This is a genomic window from Pseudomonas sp. B7(2017) (assembly GCF_002112745.1).
GTDB lineage: Bacteria > Pseudomonadota > Gammaproteobacteria > Pseudomonadales > Pseudomonadaceae > Aquipseudomonas > Aquipseudomonas ekonensis.
Window position 1 is genome coordinate 141010 of the sequence record NZ_NEIP01000003.1, and the last position, 17576, is coordinate 158585.

Annotated in this window: 16 protein-coding genes; 8 read left to right on the forward strand and 8 right to left on the reverse strand. The window is 65.9% G+C overall.

Going from position 1 to position 17576, the window contains the following annotated elements; translation table 11 throughout:
- Positions 1-132: 132 nt before the first annotated feature.
- Positions 133-342, forward strand: coding sequence for a hypothetical protein (locus tag CAG29_RS07040; RefSeq protein ID WP_085583443.1), 210 nt, complete (start codon positions 133-135; stop codon positions 340-342).
- Between the two features lie 92 nt (positions 343-434).
- Here CAG29_RS07040 and sigJ read toward each other — a convergent pair whose 3' ends face one another.
- The 4 genes from sigJ to CAG29_RS07060 form a co-directional block, all read right to left on the reverse strand.
- A complete protein-coding gene (sigJ, locus tag CAG29_RS07045) occupies positions 435-1328 on the reverse strand; it encodes an RNA polymerase sigma factor SigJ (protein ID WP_085694057.1) in 894 nt (297 codons plus the stop codon).
- A gap of 3 nt (positions 1329-1331) precedes the next feature.
- The gene (locus CAG29_RS07050) at positions 1332-1766 is read right to left on the reverse strand and encodes a carboxymuconolactone decarboxylase family protein (protein ID WP_085694059.1); all 435 of its coding nucleotides are present in this window, start codon (positions 1764-1766) and stop codon (positions 1332-1334) included.
- A 319-nt stretch (positions 1767-2085) separates the two neighbouring features.
- The gene (locus tag CAG29_RS07055; protein WP_085694061.1) at positions 2086-3369 is read right to left on the reverse strand and encodes a Zn-dependent hydrolase; all 1284 of its coding nucleotides are present in this window, start codon (positions 3367-3369) and stop codon (positions 2086-2088) included.
- A 156-nt stretch (positions 3370-3525) separates the two neighbouring features.
- A complete protein-coding gene (locus CAG29_RS07060) occupies positions 3526-5010 on the reverse strand; it encodes an NCS1 family nucleobase:cation symporter-1 (RefSeq protein ID WP_085583435.1) in 1485 nt (494 codons plus the stop codon).
- Between the two features lie 623 nt (positions 5011-5633).
- Between CAG29_RS07060 and hydA the strand changes: the two genes are divergently transcribed.
- The 3 genes from hydA (at position 5634) to preA (ending at position 9897) form a co-directional block, all read left to right on the forward strand.
- Positions 5634-7073: a dihydropyrimidinase gene (gene hydA / locus CAG29_RS07065; RefSeq protein WP_085694064.1), complete on the forward strand. Its 1440-nt coding sequence runs from the start codon at positions 5634-5636 to the stop codon at positions 7071-7073.
- 181 nt (positions 7074-7254) lie between these two features.
- The gene (locus tag CAG29_RS07070; RefSeq protein ID WP_085694066.1) at positions 7255-8622 is read left to right on the forward strand and encodes an NAD(P)-dependent oxidoreductase; all 1368 of its coding nucleotides are present in this window, start codon (positions 7255-7257) and stop codon (positions 8620-8622) included.
- Entirely contained in the window at positions 8623-9897 is a 1275-nt protein-coding gene (gene preA / locus CAG29_RS07075) for an NAD-dependent dihydropyrimidine dehydrogenase subunit PreA (protein WP_085583429.1), read from the forward strand. It begins immediately after the preceding gene.
- Positions 9898-10009: 112 nt separating this feature from the next.
- Here the strand turns inward: preA and CAG29_RS07080 are convergent, their stop codons facing one another.
- The gene (locus CAG29_RS07080; protein WP_085583427.1) at positions 10010-10630 is read right to left on the reverse strand and encodes a TetR/AcrR family transcriptional regulator; all 621 of its coding nucleotides are present in this window, start codon (positions 10628-10630) and stop codon (positions 10010-10012) included.
- Positions 10631-10777: 147 nt separating this feature from the next.
- Here CAG29_RS07080 and CAG29_RS07085 point away from each other — a divergent pair, with 147 nt between their 5' ends.
- From CAG29_RS07085 to copD, 3 genes are read left to right on the forward strand one after another with little or no spacing between them, the layout of a single operon-like run.
- Positions 10778-11212, forward strand: coding sequence for a GNAT family N-acetyltransferase (locus tag CAG29_RS07085; protein WP_085583425.1), 435 nt, complete (start codon positions 10778-10780; stop codon positions 11210-11212).
- A 49-nt stretch (positions 11213-11261) separates the two neighbouring features.
- Positions 11262-11621, forward strand: coding sequence for a copper homeostasis periplasmic binding protein CopC (copC, locus tag CAG29_RS07090; RefSeq protein ID WP_085632595.1), 360 nt, complete (start codon positions 11262-11264; stop codon positions 11619-11621).
- A gap of 3 nt (positions 11622-11624) precedes the next feature.
- Positions 11625-12473, forward strand: a complete 849-nt coding sequence (gene copD, locus CAG29_RS07095) for a copper homeostasis membrane protein CopD (protein ID WP_085694068.1) — start codon at positions 11625-11627, stop codon at positions 12471-12473.
- Between the two features lie 162 nt (positions 12474-12635).
- On the opposite strand, the gene CAG29_RS07100 is transcribed toward copD, so the two are convergent.
- Together CAG29_RS07100 and CAG29_RS07105 are read right to left on the reverse strand one after the other, a co-directional pair.
- Positions 12636-13775 carry an HlyD family secretion protein gene (locus tag CAG29_RS07100; protein WP_085583419.1) on the reverse strand — a complete coding sequence of 380 codons (1140 nt, stop codon included), beginning with the start codon at positions 13773-13775 and terminating at the stop codon, positions 12636-12638.
- Positions 13772-15427, reverse strand: a complete 1656-nt coding sequence (locus CAG29_RS07105; RefSeq protein ID WP_085694071.1) for an MFS transporter — start codon at positions 15425-15427, stop codon at positions 13772-13774. Before CAG29_RS07105 ends, CAG29_RS07100 begins: the two co-directional genes overlap by 4 nt.
- Before the next feature lie 352 nt (positions 15428-15779).
- Between CAG29_RS07105 and CAG29_RS07110 the strand changes: the two genes are divergently transcribed.
- On the forward strand, positions 15780-16730 hold the full coding sequence (locus CAG29_RS07110) for a polysaccharide deacetylase family protein (protein WP_085694073.1): 951 nt from the start codon (positions 15780-15782) through the stop codon (positions 16728-16730).
- Positions 16731-16769: 39 nt separating this feature from the next.
- Here CAG29_RS07110 and CAG29_RS07115 read toward each other — a convergent pair whose 3' ends face one another.
- Positions 16770-17570: a sulfite exporter TauE/SafE family protein gene (locus CAG29_RS07115; RefSeq protein ID WP_085583413.1), complete on the reverse strand. Its 801-nt coding sequence runs from the start codon at positions 17568-17570 to the stop codon at positions 16770-16772.
- Positions 17571-17576: the final 6 nt, after the last annotated feature.

Genomic DNA, 17576 nt, shown 5'->3' on the forward strand with positions numbered 1-17576 from the left:
TGACCACGCCCGTCCCGGAACGTGCGGGCGAGGTGCGCCCCGCTCCGCCCGTCCGGTCGTTAGCCCCGCAAGGAATTCTCGACTAACGTTAACGACTCAGCGACCCGCAAGCACCTGATCAAGGAGAGACAGATGACGAGCGACAACACCGCCGAACAGGTCTACCGCACCTGGTCCACCCCGATCCTGCTGGAGCTCAAGAAACGCGAGCACCAGATGGCGCCGGCCGAGCGCCTGGCGCTGCAGACCGTGATGATCGAACGACGGTTGCTGGACACCGGCAACCCCAACGGCAAGGACCGGCGCAAGCAGTCGGCGGGCCAGACCGATAAGGTCGAATGACGGCAGGCGCGAACCTGCCCGCGATGGCGAACCTGAGCCACCACAACAAGTGACTGACAGACCGCCATCGCGAGCAGGCTCGCCCCCACAGGTCAAATGACGCTGAAACCTTCCCCGAGCCCCGCCAGTTTGTCGGGGTTGCGCATGATGTAGATCCGGTTCACCCGCCCGCCCCCGTCGAAGCCGAACGTCATGGCCGCCGTGACTTCGCCCTGCGCCTTGATCAGCACGCCCTTCGCTCCGTTGATCTCCACCGGCAGCCATTCCTGCGCCTGCCAGTAGGCATGCAGCGACTGCCCGACGAAGTCCAGCACATCCGATCTGCCGAACAGGGTCTGGCGGATCGCCGACGCTTTGCCGCCGCTGTCGGCGCACAGTTCGACGTCTTCGCTCAGCAGGGCGCTGAGCGACACGGTCGAACCGCCGGCGATGGCGGCCTCAAAGGCATCGAGCAGTTGCGACTGGCGTTCGGGCTCCGGCCGGTAGCGGCCCTGCCCGTCGCCGATCCGCGCCTTGGCGCGGGACACCAGTTTGCGGCAGGCCGGTTCCTGGATGCCCAGGGTCGCGGCGACCTGCGGATAGTCGAAATCGAAGATGTCGTGGAGCAGGTAGGCCGCACGCTCCTTCGGGCTCAACCGTTCGAGCATCAGCAGGAACGCCGTGGACAGCGACGAGGCCAACTCATGCATGTGCTCGGGCGACTCATGGTGGGTGGTGTGGATCGGCTCGGGCAGCCAGGTGCCGACGTAATCGACCCGCGAGCGCTGCGCCGAACGCAGCGCATCGATGCAATGGCGGGTGCAGGCGGTGGTCAGCCAGGCCGCCGGGGTGGCGATGGAGGCCCGGTCGGCCTCCATCCATTTGATGAACAGTTCCTGGACCGCATCCTCGGCCTCCGCGCGGGAGCCGAGGATGCGGTAGGCCAGGCCGAGCAGAAACGGCCGCCGCGCCTGAAAGGTGGCAACGCTGTCCTCAGCGCGATTCATCGGTCAGTGCCTCGACACCTGCAAACGGTTCCACAGGTTGATCATGCCGATCTCCCCCGTCAAGGCAGCGATCTGCCCGTCGTTGAAATGCTCGCGCAGGGCGCTGCGCAAAGGGGCGTAGTCAGTGTGCGGGTCGAGGACGGTCAATGCCTCGGTCCACGCCAGCGCCGCACGCTCGGCGGCGTTGAAATCGCTGACGTGGCGCCAGACGAACAGGCGGTCCAGGCGTTCGTTGCTTTCCTGGGCCTCCCGCGCTTCGCGGCTGTGCATCTTCACGCAGAAACCGCATTGGTTGATCTGCGAGGCGCGCAAGTGAACCAGGTGCACCAGCGAGGGCGCAAGGTCGTGCGCGCCGAGGCTGACATGCACCTGGGCCAGGCTGTCGAAGACCTGGGGCATGGCGTGTTGCAGGTTGACCGCTTGAGTGTTGGACGACATCGCGTTGCTCCGTGTTTGAGGGATTCAACGGGATGACGATTCAGCCTCGCGGCTTGTGACACGAGACTCGACATTTCGCTGAGAGCCCCAGCCGCAGCAGCTCCTTGCGCAGGATCAACGGTTGCAGAACGGCTTCCCCGGCGTATCAGTCAAGCGCAACCAGGCGGCTGAGCTTGTCCTGGCTGATCGGCGGATCCGCAAGAAAGCGGCTCTCGCCGTCGCGGATGCCGATGACGTTAGCAACCAATCCTCGCCCTGCCCCGTCAGCCAGCCGCTGATCTCTGCGCGATGCCCGGCCCCGCTGCCTGCGGCGTCGGACTCAGGCCGCCTGCTGCCTCCCGGCCACCGCCGCCGAAGCCGCCAGCATCGCCCGCAGCAGCACGGCGCAGCCCGCCGCCAGGTCGTCCGGTGCGGCGTTCTCGATTTCGTTGTGGCTGATGCCGCCCTCGCACGGCACGAAGATCATGCCGGCCGGGCCCAGTTCGGCGAGGAAGATCGCGTCGTGGCCGGCGCCGCTGACGATGTCCATGTGCGACAGGCCCAGCCCTTTGGCCGCGCTGCGTACGGCGTCGACGCAGCCCTTTTCGAAGTACAGCGGCGGGAAGTCGGCGGTCGGGGTCAGCTCATAGGTCAGGCCGTGTTCCTCGCACGTGGTGTCGATGACTTGCTTCACTTCGGCGATCATCGAGTCCAGGCGCGCCGGTTCCAGGTGCCGGAAGTCCAGGGTCATGCGCACCTCGCCGGGGATCACGTTGCGCGAACCGGGATAGGCCTGCAGGCAGCCGACCGTGCCGCAGGCGTGGGGCTGGTGGCCGAGGGCGGCACGGTTGACCGCGCCGACGATCACCGAGGCGCCGACCAGGGCGTCCTTGCGCAGGTGCATCGGGGTCGGCCCGGCGTGGGCCTCGACACCGCGCAGCTTGAGGTCGAACCACTTCTGCCCCAGTGCGCCGAGCACCACGCCGATGGTCTTGCGTTCGTCCTCAAGGATCGGCCCCTGCTCGATGTGCGCCTCGAAATAGGCGCCGACCTTGTGGCCGCTGACCTTGCGCGGCCCGGCATAGCCGATGGCGTTGAGCGCCTCGCCGACCGTGATGCCGTCGGCGTCGACCTTGGCCAGGGTTTCGGCCAGGGTGAATTTTTCCGCGAACACCCCGGAGCCCATCATGCACGGGGCGAAGCGCGAGCCTTCTTCGTTGGTCCACACCACCACTTCCAGCGGCGCTTCGGTCTCCACGCCGAGGTCGTTTAGGGTGCGCAGCACCTCGACGCCGGCCAACACGCCGAAGCAGCCGTCGAACTTGCCGCCGGTGGGTTGGGTGTCGATGTGGCTGCCGGTCATCACCGGCGGCAGGTCCGGGTTGCGGCCCGGGCGCCGGGCGAAGATGTTGCCGACCTCGTCGATGCTGACGCTGCAGCCGGCGTCCTGGCACCACTGCACGAACAGGTCGCGGGCCTGGCGGTCGAGGTCGGTCAGGGCCAGGCGACAGACGCCGCCCTTGACCGTGGCGCCGAGCTTGGCCAGTTCCATGAGCGACTGCCACAGGCGATCGCGGTTGATGTGCTGAAGGGTCGATTGCAGGACGTCGACGGCTGCGTTCATGGGGATCTCCTCAGGCAGTTCTTATGGATGTTTCTGCGGTGTCTGTCGGGCCGCCATCGCCAGCAGGCTGGCTCCCACAGGGAATGAAGTCGCACACCGATGCTGTGTCCGACCCAAACCCTGTGGGAGCGGGCTTGCCCGCGAAGGGGCCGGCCGCTACACCGCCGTTTTCACGGCTGCAGGCTGCGTGCGCAACACGCACAGCCCGTAATAGATCAACCCGCCCAACGCCGAGCCGGTGAACCAGCCATAGCTGTAGAACCAGTTGAAGGCATCGCTGCCCAGCGACAGCAGGGTCAGCGCCACCGGCACGCCGAAGGCGATGAACCCCGCCGCGTTCCAGGCCGGGTACACGTCGTCGCGGTACAGGCCGGCCAGATCCAGGCGCTGTTTCTTGATCAGGAAATAGTCCACCACCATGATCCCGGCGATGGGCCCCAGCAGGCTGGAGTAGCCCAGCAGCCAGTTCGAGTACACGGTCTCCAGGCTGACGTCGGACACGATCAGGCCGAGCTTCTTGAGCAGTTCATGGCCCATCAGCAGCAGCCCCACCAGACCGGTCAGCAGCACCGCCTTGGTACGGTCGATGATCCGCGGGGCGATGTTCTGGAAGTCGTTGGTGGGCGAAACGATGTTGGCGGCGGTGTTGGTCGACAGCGTGGCGATGATGATCAGCGCCATGGCCACCGCGACCCACGCCGGGCTCTGGATGTGGCCGATCAGGCTGACCGGGTCGGACACGGTCACCCCCACCAGCTTCACTGACGCGGCGGTCATCACCACGCCCAGCGCGGCGAACAGGAACATGGTCAGCGGCAGGCCGAAGATCTGCCCCAGGATCTGATCCTTCTGGCTTTTGGCGTAGCGGCTGAAATCGGGGATGTTCAGCGACAGCGTGGCCCAGAAGCCGACCATCGCCGTCAGGCCTGCCGCGAAGTAACCGACCACGCTGGCGCCCTCGGGGCGTTTCGGCGGGATGGCCAGCAATTCCGTCATCGACACGTTGGGCATCGCCCACACCAACAGCCCCAGCCCCACCGCCACCAGCAGCGGCGCGGACAGGGTCTCCAGCCACTTGATCGATTCGGCGCCGCGGATCACCACCCACAGGTTGAGCGCCCAGAACACCATGAAACCGATCACCTCCCCCGTACCGCCGAGGGACTTCCAGCCCTCGAAGACCGAGCCGAGAAACAGGTGGATCGCCAACCCGCCGAACATCGTCTGGATGCCGAACCAGCCGCACGCCACCAGCGCCCGGATCAGGCACGGTACGTTGGAGCCGAGTATCCCGAACGACGACCGCAGCAGCACCGGGAACGGAATGCCGTACTTGGTGCCGGCGAAGGCGTTGAGGGTCAGGGGAATGAGCACGATGACGTTGGCCAACAGGATCGCCAGCAGCGCCTCGCCGACCGTCAGCCCGAAATAGGCGGTCAGTACGCCGCCCAGGGTGTAGGTCGGCACGCAGATCGACATGCCGATCCACAGCGCGGTGATGTGCCACTTGTTCCAGGTGCGTTCACGCACCCGGGTGGGCGCCATGTCGTGGTTGTAACGGGGACTGTCGAGGACGTCGCTGCCGGCGTCGAGTTCGAACAAGCCGTCGCGCTCGGTCACTTGCGATCTGTTCTGTTGCATGGCCGCTCCACTGTTCTTCTGATTATTTTTTTGCTCATCAGGCGGCTGCGCACGAAGGTGCGGGCCGGACGATGGCCGGAGGAATCGACAACGTTCACGCACCGGCCAAGGCGTCAGCGACGGCATCAAATTGCGTGCCGGGTTCTGCGCAGGACGCTCGGGCGGTGCCTTTGCAACGGGTCAAGCCACTGATATCCATCAGTTTAATTTTATGTTCGCAACGTCCCTGGAAAGTTGTCCGGGCACTCAGGCCGAATGCCGGGCAAGTTGTCCGAACTGTCAGGACTCAACTTGGTGCATCACATTTATTTTCGTTATGGCGCATCGCTTTCCGCCCGGTTTCAAGCGGCTGATTTCACATAGGAAATCTTGACCATATTTGCATCCTGTCAAGTGCGTCAAAATGGTGAAGGGCCTCACCATTTTGGGGATTTTTGATATTTATTCTTTTAAATCAATAAGTTATTAACCTAATAAGCTTATGAAAAATAATCTTGCCCAATCTCATATCTGCGACTAGCGTCTATTCCTGACAGACCTGACAAGATTCAACCGATTGCGCTTACCAACGATAAAAACATCTAGAACCGGCACAAGCCGGTCATGCCTGCGAGGAATCCGGAATGTCTCTGTTGATCCGTGGCGCCACCGTTGTCACCCATGATGAAAGTTACCGCGCCGATGTGTATTGCGCCGACGGCGTGATCAAGGCCATCGGTGAACACCTCGATGTTCCGGCCGGCGCCGAAGTGCTCGACGGCAGCGGGCAATACCTGATGCCCGGCGGCATCGATCCGCACACCCACATGCAACTGCCCTTCATGGGCACCGTGGCCAGCGAGGACTTCTACAGCGGCACGGCGGCGGGGCTGGCCGGCGGCACCACGTCGATCATCGACTTCGTGATCCCCAACCCACAGCAATCGCTGCTCGAAGCCTTCCACCAGTGGCGTGGCTGGGCGCAAAAGTCCGCGTCCGACTACGGCTTCCACGTCGCGATCACCTGGTGGAGCGAGCAGGTGCGCGAGGAAATGGCCGAGCTGGTGCACCACCACGGGGTCAACAGCTTCAAGCATTTCATGGCCTACAAGAACGCGATCATGGCCGCCGACGACACCCTGGTGGCGAGCTTCGAACGCTGCCTGGAACTCGGCGCCGTGCCCACCGTGCACGCGGAGAACGGTGAACTGGTCTATCACCTGCAACGCAAGCTGCTGGCCCAGGGCATCACCGGCCCCGAGGCGCATCCGCTATCGCGCCCCTCCCAGGTCGAAGGCGAAGCCGCAAGCCGGGCCATCCGCATCGCCGAGACCCTCGGCACGCCGCTGTACCTGGTGCACGTCTCGACTAAGGAAGCGCTGGACGAAATCACCTACGCCCGCGGCAAGGGCCAGCCGGTCTACGGCGAAGTGCTGGCCGGGCACCTGCTGCTGGACGACAGCGTCTACCGTCACCCGGACTGGCAGACCGCCGCCGGCTACGTGATGAGCCCGCCGTTCCGCCCGCGCGGGCATCAGGAGGCGCTGTGGCACGGCCTGCAATCGGGCAACCTGCACACCACCGCCACCGACCACTGCTGCTTCTGCGCCGAGCAGAAAGCCGCCGGGCGTGACGATTTCAGCAAGATCCCCAACGGCACCGCCGGCATCGAAGACCGCATGGCGGTGCTGTGGGACGAAGGGGTGAACACCGGGCGCCTGTCGATGCAGGCCTTCGTCGCCCTCACCTCCACCCACACCGCCAAGATCTTCAACCTCTACCCGCGCAAGGGCGCGATCCGGGTCGGCGCCGATGCCGACCTGGTGCTGTGGGATCCCGAAGGCACCCGCACCATCTCCGCCAAGACCCACCATCAGCAGGTGGACTTCAACATCTTCGAAGGCAAGACCGTGCGCGGCGTGCCCAGCCACACCATCAGCCAGGGCCGGGTGGTCTGGGCCGACGGCGACCTGCGCGCCGAACGCGGGGCCGGGCGCTACATCGAGCGGCCGGCGTACCCGGCGGTGTTCGACCTGCTGAGCAAGCGGGCCGAGCAGCACAAGCCCACTGCCGTGAAACGCTGAAATCGGCCTTCGACCTATCGCTGGCAAGCCAGCTCCCACAGTGATTGCAGTCGCACACAACGATTGTGTTCACCCAAGAACCTGTGGGAGCTGGCTTGCCAGCGATGGGGCCCTTTCAAGCACCACAAAACCACTGCCCGACAGAGGCAGAGAACCTCAAATAACCGTGAGGCACACCACCGTGATCGAGTCCCTGAACCACCTTCCGCACCCGCACGAAAGCGCCACCGCCCTGGCCGGCCATTTCACCGACCTGGCGCCGCCGCTCAACGACCGCCAGGCGCACCTGGAAGCCTCGCGCTGCCTGTACTGCTACGACGCCCCGTGCGTCAACGCATGCCCGAGCGAAATCGACATTCCCTCGTTCATCCGCAACATCCACCAGGACAACGTGCCCGGCGCCGCGCAGAAGATCCTGTCGGCCAACATCCTCGGCGGCAGTTGCGCGCGGGTGTGCCCGACCGAAATCCTCTGCCAGCAAGCCTGCGTGCGCAACAACGCCCACGAGTGCGCGCCGGTGCTGATCGGCCTGCTGCAGCGCTATGCCGTGGACAATGCGCACTTCACCGAACACCCGTTCCGGCGGGCGGCCAGCACCGGCAAGCGCATCGCCGTGGTCGGCGCCGGTCCGGCCGGGCTGTCCTGCGCCCACCGCAGCGCCATGCACGGCCATGACGTGGTGATTTTCGAGGCACGGGAAAAGGCTGGCGGACTCAACGAATACGGGATCGCCAAGTACAAGCTGGTGGACGACTACGCGCAGAAGGAACTGGAGTTCCTGCTGCAGATCGGCGGCATCGAAATCCGCCACGGCCAAAGGCTCGGCGACCACCTCACCCTCAGCGAACTGCACCAGCAGTTCGACGCGGTGTTCCTCGGCCTGGGCCTCAACGCCAGCAAGCAGTTGGGCCTGCCCCACGAAGACGCCCCCGGCCTGCTCGCCGCCACCGACTACATCCGCGAGTTGCGCCAGGCCGACGACCTCACCCAACTGCCCCTGGCCGAGCGCTGCATCGTGCTGGGCGCCGGCAACACCGCCATCGACATGGCCGTGCAGATGGCCCGCCTCGGCGCCCGCGACGTCAACCTGGTGTACCGCCGTGGCGCGGCGGACATGGGCGCCACCGGCCACGAACAGGACATCGCCAAGGCCAACCAGGTGCGGCTGCTGACCTGGGCCCAACCGGAGGAAGTGCTGCTGGACGGCCAAGGCCACGTGCGCGGCATGCGCTTCGCCCGCACCCATCTGGTGGAGGGCCGTTTGCAGACCACCGGCGAAACCTTCGAACTGGCCGCCGACGCGATCTTCAAGGCCATCGGCCAGGCGTTCGACGGCGCCGCCCTCGCCGACCCGCTGGCCCGCGAACTCAAGCGCCAAGGCGAGCGGATCCAGGTGGACGAGCACCTGCAGACCAGCATTCCCGGCGTCTACGCCGGCGGCGACTGCACCAGCCTCGACCAGGACCTGACCGTGCAGGCGGTGCAGCACGGCAAACGGGCCGCCGAGGCCATCAATGCCCAACTGACGCTCAACGTGGAGGCTGCGTAAATGGCCGATCTCTCGATTGTCTTCGCCGGCATCAAAGCCCCCAACCCGTTCTGGCTCGCCTCCGCGCCGCCGACCGACAAGGCCTACAACGTGGTGCGCGCCTTCGAGGCCGGCTGGGGCGGCGTGGTCTGGAAAACCCTGGGCGAGGACCCGGCGGCGGTCAACGTGTCCTCGCGCTACTCGGCCCACTACGGGGCCAACCGCGAGGTGCTGGGCATCAACAACATCGAGCTGATCACCGACCGCTCGCTGGAAATCAACCTGCGGGAAATCACCCAGGTGAAGAAGGACTGGCCGGACCGGGCGCTGATCGTTTCGCTGATGGTGCCGTGCGTGGAGGAATCGTGGAAACGCATCCTGCCGCTGGTGGAGGCCACCGGCGCCGACGGCATCGAGCTCAACTTCGGCTGCCCCCACGGCATGCCCGAGCGCGGCATGGGCGCGGCGGTCGGCCAGGTGCCGGAGTACGTCGAGCAGGTGACGCGCTGGTGCAAGACCTACTGTTCGCTGCCGGTGATCGTCAAGCTGACGCCCAACATCACCGACATCCGCGTCGCCGCCCGCGCCGCGCACCGGGGCGGCGCCGATGCGGTGTCGCTGATCAACACCATCAACTCCATCACCAGCGTCGACCTGGAGCACATGGTCGCCCTGCCCACCGTCGGCAGCAAAAGCACCCACGGCGGCTACTGCGGCTCGGCGGTCAAACCGATCGCGCTGAACATGGTGGCGGAAATCGCCCGCGACCCGCAGACCCATGGCTTACCGATCTGCGGCATCGGCGGCATCGGCAGTTGGCGCGACGCGGCGGAGTTCATCGCCCTGGGCAGCGGCGCGGTGCAGGTGTGCACGGCGGCGATGCTGCACGGGTTCCGCATCGTCGAGGAGATGAAGGACGGGCTGTCACGCTGGATGGACAGTCAGGGCTACGCCAGCCTTGCGGATTTCTCCGGGCGGGCGGTGGGCAACACCACCGACTGGAAGTACCTGGACATCAACTACCAGGTGATCGCGAAGATCGACCAAGAGGCGTGCATCGGCTGCGGGCGCTGCCACATCGCCTGCGAGGACACCTCGCACCAGGCCATCGCCAGCCTGCGCCAGGCGGACGGCACGCACACCTATGAAGTGATCGATGAGGAATGCGTGGGCTGCAACCTGTGCCAGATCACCTGCCCGGTGCAGGACTGCATCGAGATGGTGCCGGTGGAGTCCGGCAAGCCGTTCCTGGACTGGAACCATGATCCGCGCAATCCCTACCATGTCAGCCCTTGAGGGCGGCGGCGCCTGAACCGGCGCCATCGCCAGCAGGCTGGCTCCCACATTCTTCCTGTGGGAGCCAGCCTGCTGGCGATGAGGCCCGCCCCGGCACCTCAAGACTCAAGGCTCAGGGCTCCAGCCCGATCCCCCGCAGGATCACACCGGTCACCGTCTGCACCGCCCGCTCGAACTGCATGTCCGACAGCGGCTGGTGCTCGTTGAGTATGTTCACCTGATGATCGAAGTCGGCGTAGTGCTGGGTCGAGGCCCAGATCATGTACAGCAGGCTCGACGGTTCCACCGGGAGGATGCGCTTGTCCTCCACCCATTGGCGGATCTTGGCTTCCTTCATCTTCGCCCAGTCGTACAGGCTGGCGTCCAGCGCCTCGCCCAGGGTCGGCGCGCCGTGGATGATCTCGTTGGCCCACACCTTGGAGCCGTAGGGGCGGCTGCGCGAGTGGTTCATCTTGGCGCGGATGTAGCTGCTGAGCACCACGCGCGGGTCGTCGAACATCTCGAAGCACAGCGCGTCCTGCTTCCACACGTCCAGCAGATCCAGCAGCACCGCGCTGTACAGCTCGCCCTTGGTGCTGAAGTAGTAATGCAGGTTGGAGCGCGGCAGTTGCACTTCGGCGGCGATGTCGGCCATGGCCGTGCCGCCGAAGCCTTTTTCGGCGAACACCTTTTCCGCCGCCAACAGGATCTTCTCGACGTTACTGCGGCGGATTCCGATCTTGTGATTGCCCATGAGGGCTCCCTGTCGACAACGTTGTTGAAGACTAGCATCCGCTCTGGGCAGCGGGCGACAGCCAGGCACGATTCTTCACACACAGGCCGGCTCATCTGGTTTAGGATCGCCCCCCTTCTCCCCGTCATCCGCTGAAGGATCCTGCCCGTGAACATTCGCCAGCGCATCGCTGCGGACGATCCCGCCCTCGCCGCCCTGTGGGAACGCTCGGTGCGCGCCACCCACGCCTTCCTGCCCGAAGACGACATCCAGCGGCTGTTCCCGCTGGTGCGCGACACCTACCTGCCGGCCCTCGACGTGTGGGTGTTCGAGAACCCCGACCGCAGCCCGGCCGGCTTCATCGCGACCGATGCGGACACCGTGCAGATGCTGTTCATCGACCCGGCGCAGCGCGGCCAGGGCATCGGCCGCCGCCTGCTCGACCATGTCCGGCGCCCGCGGCTGAAGGTCGACGTCAACGAACAGAATCCCCAGGCCCACGGCTTCTACCGGCACTACGGTTTCGAAGACATCGGCCGCTCGGAGACCGACGGCGAAGGCCGACCGTTTCCGGTCATACACATGCGCCTGAAGGCCGACTGAGGCGCGCTCTATACTCAGCCCCGCGACTTCACTGAAAGGGAACTGCCCCATGCCGATGAAAACCCTGCTGACCGCCGGCGCCCTGCTGGCGTCGTTGACCGTTTCCCAGGCGTTCGCCCACGCCCACCTCAAATCCCAGGTGCCGGCCGCCGACAGCACCGTCGCCGCGCCGACGGAACTGCGCCTTAAGTTTTCCGAAGGCGTCGAGACCACGTTCACCAAGGTCACGATCACCCGCGACGGCGCGCCGGTGACGGTCAAGCCGCTGACCACCGAAGATGACAAGAAGACCTTGATCGTCACCCCCGAGGCGCCGCTGACCGCCGGCAAGTACAAGGTCGAATGGCACGCGGTGTCGGTCGACACGCACAACAGCGAAGGCGCCTATCAGTTCAAGGTCGGCCAATAGTCCATGGCCGAAGCGTTGGTGCTGTGCCGGTTCCTGCATTTCACCGTGGTGCTGACGCTGTTCGGGGCCTGGCTGTTCCGGCCGCTGCTGCTCAAGGCTGATGCGACAGACGCGGACCTTCGCTCCAGCCGCTGGTTGGCGGCCGTGGCCCTGGTCAGCGGCGTCGTCTGGGCGTTGCTGGTCACCGCAAGCATGGCCGGTTCGCTGGCGGCGGCGTTCGATCCGCAGACGTTGGCGCTGGTGTCGCAGCAGACGTTCTTCGGCCAGGTCTGGCGCTGGCACCTGTTGCTCAACGCCCTGCTGCTGATGCTGCTGTTCACGCCCTGGCGCACGCGCCGGCCGTTGCGCCAGGGCCTCGCCGCCCTGCTGCTGGCGACGCTGGCGCCGGTCGGCCACGGCGCCATGTTCGACGGCTGGCACGGGCAACTGCTGATCCTCAACCAGATCGTCCACCTGACCTGCGTCGGCGCCTGGCTCGGCGGATTGCGGGTGCTGGTGATCGTCCTGCGCCGGCCGCAAATCGCCATCGCGCCGGTGCTGCGTAGCTTCAGCGGCATCGGCTACGGGTTGGTGGCGGGGTTGCTGGTCACCGGCCTGATCAACGTGCGGGCGCTGACCGGCCAGTGGTGGCCGACGCCGCTGTTCACGGGCTTCGCCCTGATCCTGCTGATCAAGGCGTTGCTGGTGCTCGGCATGCTCGGGCTGGCGCTGTTCAACCGCCTGCGGATCAAGGACTGCGAACGGCGCGCCGCTGCCCTCAAGCGCAGCGTGACGCTGGAATGGCTGCTGGGGATCGGCGCAGTGGCGGCGGTGTCGCTGCTCGGCACCCTGCCGCCGATGATCGCCGCCTGAAGCCTCAGCGGGCGCTCACCTCTGTTGCGAATGCCACAAAACCTGTGGGAGCGAGCTTGCTCGCGATAGCGGTGGGCCTGCCGGCATTAATGCAACTGACAGACCGCAATCGCGAGCAGTCTCGCTCCTACAGGGGCAGTGGCCCGCAGGACTTGCCGGGAATCAGTGCGGCTGGGTGTCCCCCGCCGCCGTGTCGATGCTCACCACCACCGACATCCCCGGCCGCAACCGCTCGCTCTCCTGCTGGTCGGGGTCGATGGTGATGCGCACCGGCACCCGCTGGGCGATCTTCACGAAATTGCCGGTGGCGTTGTCGGCCTGCAACAGGGCGAATTCGGAACCGGTGCCCGGCGACACATGCTGCACCCGGCCGGTGAATCTGCGGTGGTTCAGCGCATCGACCGTGAAGGTCGCCGGCTGGCCGACCCGCACGTTGTCCATCTGGGTTTCCTTGAGGTTGGCGATCACCCACTTCTGGTTCGGCACCAGCGCCATCAGTTGCGCGCCGGAGTTGACGTAGGCGCCGAGGCGCACGCCGATCTGCCCCAACTGGCCGTCACGGGGGGCGATGATGCGGGTGTTGGACAAATCGATCCGCGCCAGTTGCACCGCCGCCTCGGCGCTGGCCACCGCCGCTTCCAGGGAGCCGCGGTTGACGATCACCGTCTGCAGGTCCTGCCGGGCGATCTCAAGGTTCGCCTTGGCCTGGGCCACCGACGCGGTGGTCTGGGCACTGGCGGCAAGGGTCACGTCCAGCTCGCGCCGGGACACCGAACCGTCGCTCACCAGCGCCTTGTTGCGCGCCAGGTCCGCCCCGCTCTTGCGCGCCTGGGCCTCGCTGTCGGCCAGCGCCGCCTGACGCAGCTTGATGGTCGCCTCGGCGCTGTTGCGCTGCTGCACCACGTTGGCCAGCGCGGCCTTCTGCACCGCCAGCTGCGCCAGCGACTGGTCCAGCCGCTGCTTGTAGATGCGGTCGTCCAGGCGCACCAGCAGGTCGCCTTCCTTGACGAACTGGAAGTCCTGCACCGGCACTTCGTACACGTAGCCGCTGAGCTGCGGGCCGATGATCGTCACTTGCCCGCGCACCAAAGCGTTCTCGGTGGTTTCGACGGCGCTGCTGAACGGCGGCAGCTGCCAGGCGTACAGCACGATCAGCACGCCGACCAGGGCGATGGCGGCGAACCCCAGCGACGAGATGATCCGCACCCGCAGGGAACGCGGTTCGGTGTTGGGCGACGACGGCGGCGCCACACCCTCGGGCGTGGCGGCAATGGCGTTGGTGGTGACGGTCGGTTCGGTCATGAAGAAGAGGCACCGCTGGAGGGGACGGAAGGCTTGGGAGAAACCGTGCGGGTGGTGCTGACCAGCCACAGCGCGCGGACGGAAATCCAGATCAGGGTCAGCACCGCGATCACGGCGATCAGCATGAACACATCGTTGTAGGCCAGGATGTTGGCTTCGCGGGTGGCGGCGTTGGCCAGGCTGCGGATGCCTTGCAGGTTGCGCAGGCCCGGATCGGCGATCAGCGAGCCCACCGCCGAGCCGCCGCCCTGCACGCGGGCGGCCACCTGGGGATCGGCCAGCACCAGTCGGTCGACGATGTGGCTGGAGTGGAACTTCTCGCGCGCGATCTGGAACGTGCCCAGCAACGCCGCGCCGATCAGGCCGCCGAGGTTGTTGCAGATCCCGAACAGCACCGAGAAGCTCACCAGGTTGCGCGGATTGGTCAGCACGTTGCGGGTGCCGAGCACCATGGTCGGCCCGAGGAAGAAGGTGCTGCCGAACGCCAGCAGGAACTGGCTGAAGTAGAGGTTCTGCGGGCGCGTCAGGTTGTTCGAGTAGCTGTCCATCACCGACCCGGTGGCCATCAACGCCAGGGAGATGATCAACGGCAGGAGCAAGTGCGCAGGATTGATGGTCAGCGCGCTGGTGAGCAGCCCGGCGATGCTGCCGATCAGCATCACCACGTACAGGCTGTGCAACTGCTGGCTGCCCATGTTCAGGTTCTGCATGAACCCCACGGCGCCGGTGGACTGCTCCGAAGTGACCATGCGGATCAGGATCACCGCCAGGGCCAGGCGGATCATCACCCCGCTGCCGAGCCAGCGGGTCATCAGCATCGGGTTGCTGCGGTTGTGCTCGATGGCCAGGCCCGCCAGGATCAGCACGATGGCCGCCGCCAGGGCGATGCCGATCCAGCGCGCCTCCAGCCACCAGTCGATCCGCCCCAGCGACAGCACCGCGCAGAGCAGCGCCACGCCGCTGGCGAGGATGGCGAAGGTGAGGAAATCCAGCGGTTCGAAGGTGCGGAAGCGGTCGCCCGGCGGCAGTTTCAGCATCAGCACGCAGCCCAGCGACAGCAGCGCCATGCCCATTTCGAACAGGTACAGGCCGCGCCATTCGGCGATCTGCAAGAGGTCTTCGGAGAACAGCCGCGCCAACGGCAAGGCCAGCTGCGACGCGCCCAGCCCCAGCACCAGCGCCTTCATCCGCCATTTGGCCGGGAACGCCTGCACCATGTAATACAGGCCCAGGGAACTGAGCGCCGCGCCGACCATGCCGTGGGCGGCGCGCACCGCAATCGCCGAACTCAGGTCGTTGACGAACAAATGGCCGAAGGTCACCAGCGCGTACAGCACCAGGAACACCTCGGTGAACGCCCGCAGGCCGAACTGCTGGCGGAACTTCACCAGCAACAGGTTCATCGACACGTTGGTCATCACATACGCCGCCGGCAGCCAGGCCATCTCCGCCGTGGTCGCGCCGAGCGCGCCTTGCAGGTAAGGCAGGTTGGCGACCACCAGCGAATTGCCCAGCCCGCCGGTCAGCGCCACCAGCAACCCCACCAGCGCATAGGCCAGGCGCTTGGGGTTGGAATGCAGCGGCGTCGAGGGGGAACCCGGCAGGCTGGGCTTCTCGTGGGGCTGCCAGTTGCGCGGGGCGTAGTGATCCATTGAAAGGCCTTGTGCCGGAAAGTTGAACAAGTGTGACGCAAAACCACGGCCAAACCCATATCCGCTGTGGAATCGGAACTGCTCGCAATAGCGTGGAGTCAGCCCTGTCGACGGTGACTGAAACGGCCTCATCGCGGGCAAGCCCGCTCCCACATTGACCGTGCCGTGCACAAGACCTGTGGGAGCGGGCTTGCCCGCGATGACGTCGGCCCAGGCACCGCAGGGCTTGAGGCAGACCACTGCCCCGCCCGATTCGTAAAAATTGTTTAAAGGTCATCTCGCCCGCAGCGGATGTTTCCCGCCGCCCGCCGATGCCAACCTTGCCGCACTTCTCAACTGCAAGGTGTTCGCTATGACCACGTCCAACCGTCGACGCTCCCTGCGTCCGTTAAAAAGCCTTCTGGCCGCCGCCCTGTTGCTGCCCGCCCTCGCCTTCGCCCAGGAACGCCCCTGGCCGGACGGCTCGCAGCTGGTAATTTCGGTGTCGATGCAATTCGAGACCGGCGGCCAGCCGGAAGGCGCCGAAAGCCCGTTCTCCGGCAGCCCGCTGCCCAAGGGCTACCCCGACCTGCCGGCGCAGACCTGGTTCGACTACGGCTACAAGGAAGGCCTGTGGCGGATGCTCGACCTGTGGGATCGTACCGGCATCAAGGTCACCTCCCATGTGGTCGGCGAAGCGGCGCTCAAGCACCCGGAACTGGCCAAGGCCATCGCCGAACGCGGCCACGAAGTGGCGGCCCATGGCATGCGCTGGGCCGATTCGTACAACATGAACTACGCCCAGGAAAAGCAGTTCATCGGCGACGGCGTGGCCGCCGTGGAGAACATCACCGGCCAGCGCTCGGTGGGCTACAACGCCAACTGGCTGCGGCGCAGCCCCAACACGCTGAAGGTGCTGCAGGACCTGAACTTCACCTACCACATCGACGACGTCAGCCGCGACGAACCGTTCGTGACGATGGTGCGCGGCCGCAAGTTCGCCGTGGTGCCGTACACCCTGCGCAACAACGACATCGTGCTGGTCGAGGGCCGGCATTTTTCTGCCGAGCAGTTCTACCAGCAACTGGTGCTGGAGTTCGACCGCCTCTATGCCGAGGGCGCGGAAAAACGGCGGATGATGTCGGTCAGCCTGCACGACCGCATCGGCGGCACGCCGGCGATGGTCGAGGCCATGGAGCGCTTCATCCGCTACGCCCAGTCCCATCCGAAGGTGAGCTTCATGCGCAAGGACAGGATCGCGCAGATCGTGCTGACCGAGAAGGATCCGCTGATCGACGACAGCGAAGCGGCCTATAACCACTGAGGCTTGCGGCGAGGACGCTTCCTCGCCGTCATCGCAAATTCAGGCCCGCAGCATCATGTAGGCCGCCACCACCAGGCACACCCCGGCGAACCCCACCTGCAAGGCCCGCGCCGGCACCAGGTAGCAGAGCTTGCGGCCGATGATCATGCCGACGATGCTGGCGACGATGAACGCTGCGCCCACGTGATCGATCCGCACCCCGGCGTGGAACGCACCGGCCACGCCGATGGCGGAGATCAGGCTGATCACCATCAGCGACGTGGCGACGATGCCGCGCATCTGCACATCGGTCAGTTGCTTGAACGCCGGCACGATCAGAAAGCCGCCGCCGACGCCGAGCAGTCCCGACACCACGCCGGTCACCGCCCCCAGCGCCGCGAGGGTCGCGGTGCATTTGGCGGTCCAGGCCAGGCGTCCGGTCTGCTGGTTGAGCATGCAGTTCTTCTGCCCCCAACTGGCATGGCCGTGGTCGCTCGGCCCCTCTTCCTTGCGTTCGCGGCGCAGCATGCGCCCGGCCACCATCACCATCAGCAGGCTAAAGAGGATCATCAAGATCTTCTCCGGCAATTGATGGGCGAAGTAGATGCCCAGCGGCGAAAACACCGCCCCCAGCGCCGCGATCAACAACGCCGCACGGTAGCGCACCAGCCCGTGGCGCAAGCCGTCGATGGCGCCGACCGCCGCCGCGCTGCCCACCGCGAACAGCGCCACCGGCGCCGCTTGCGTCATGCTCCAGCCCAACCCCAGCACCAGCGCCGGCACGGCGAGAATCCCGCCGCCCGCGCCGGTCAGGCCGAGGATCAGCCCCATCACCACACCAAACAGACTTGCCAGCAACATAAGCGG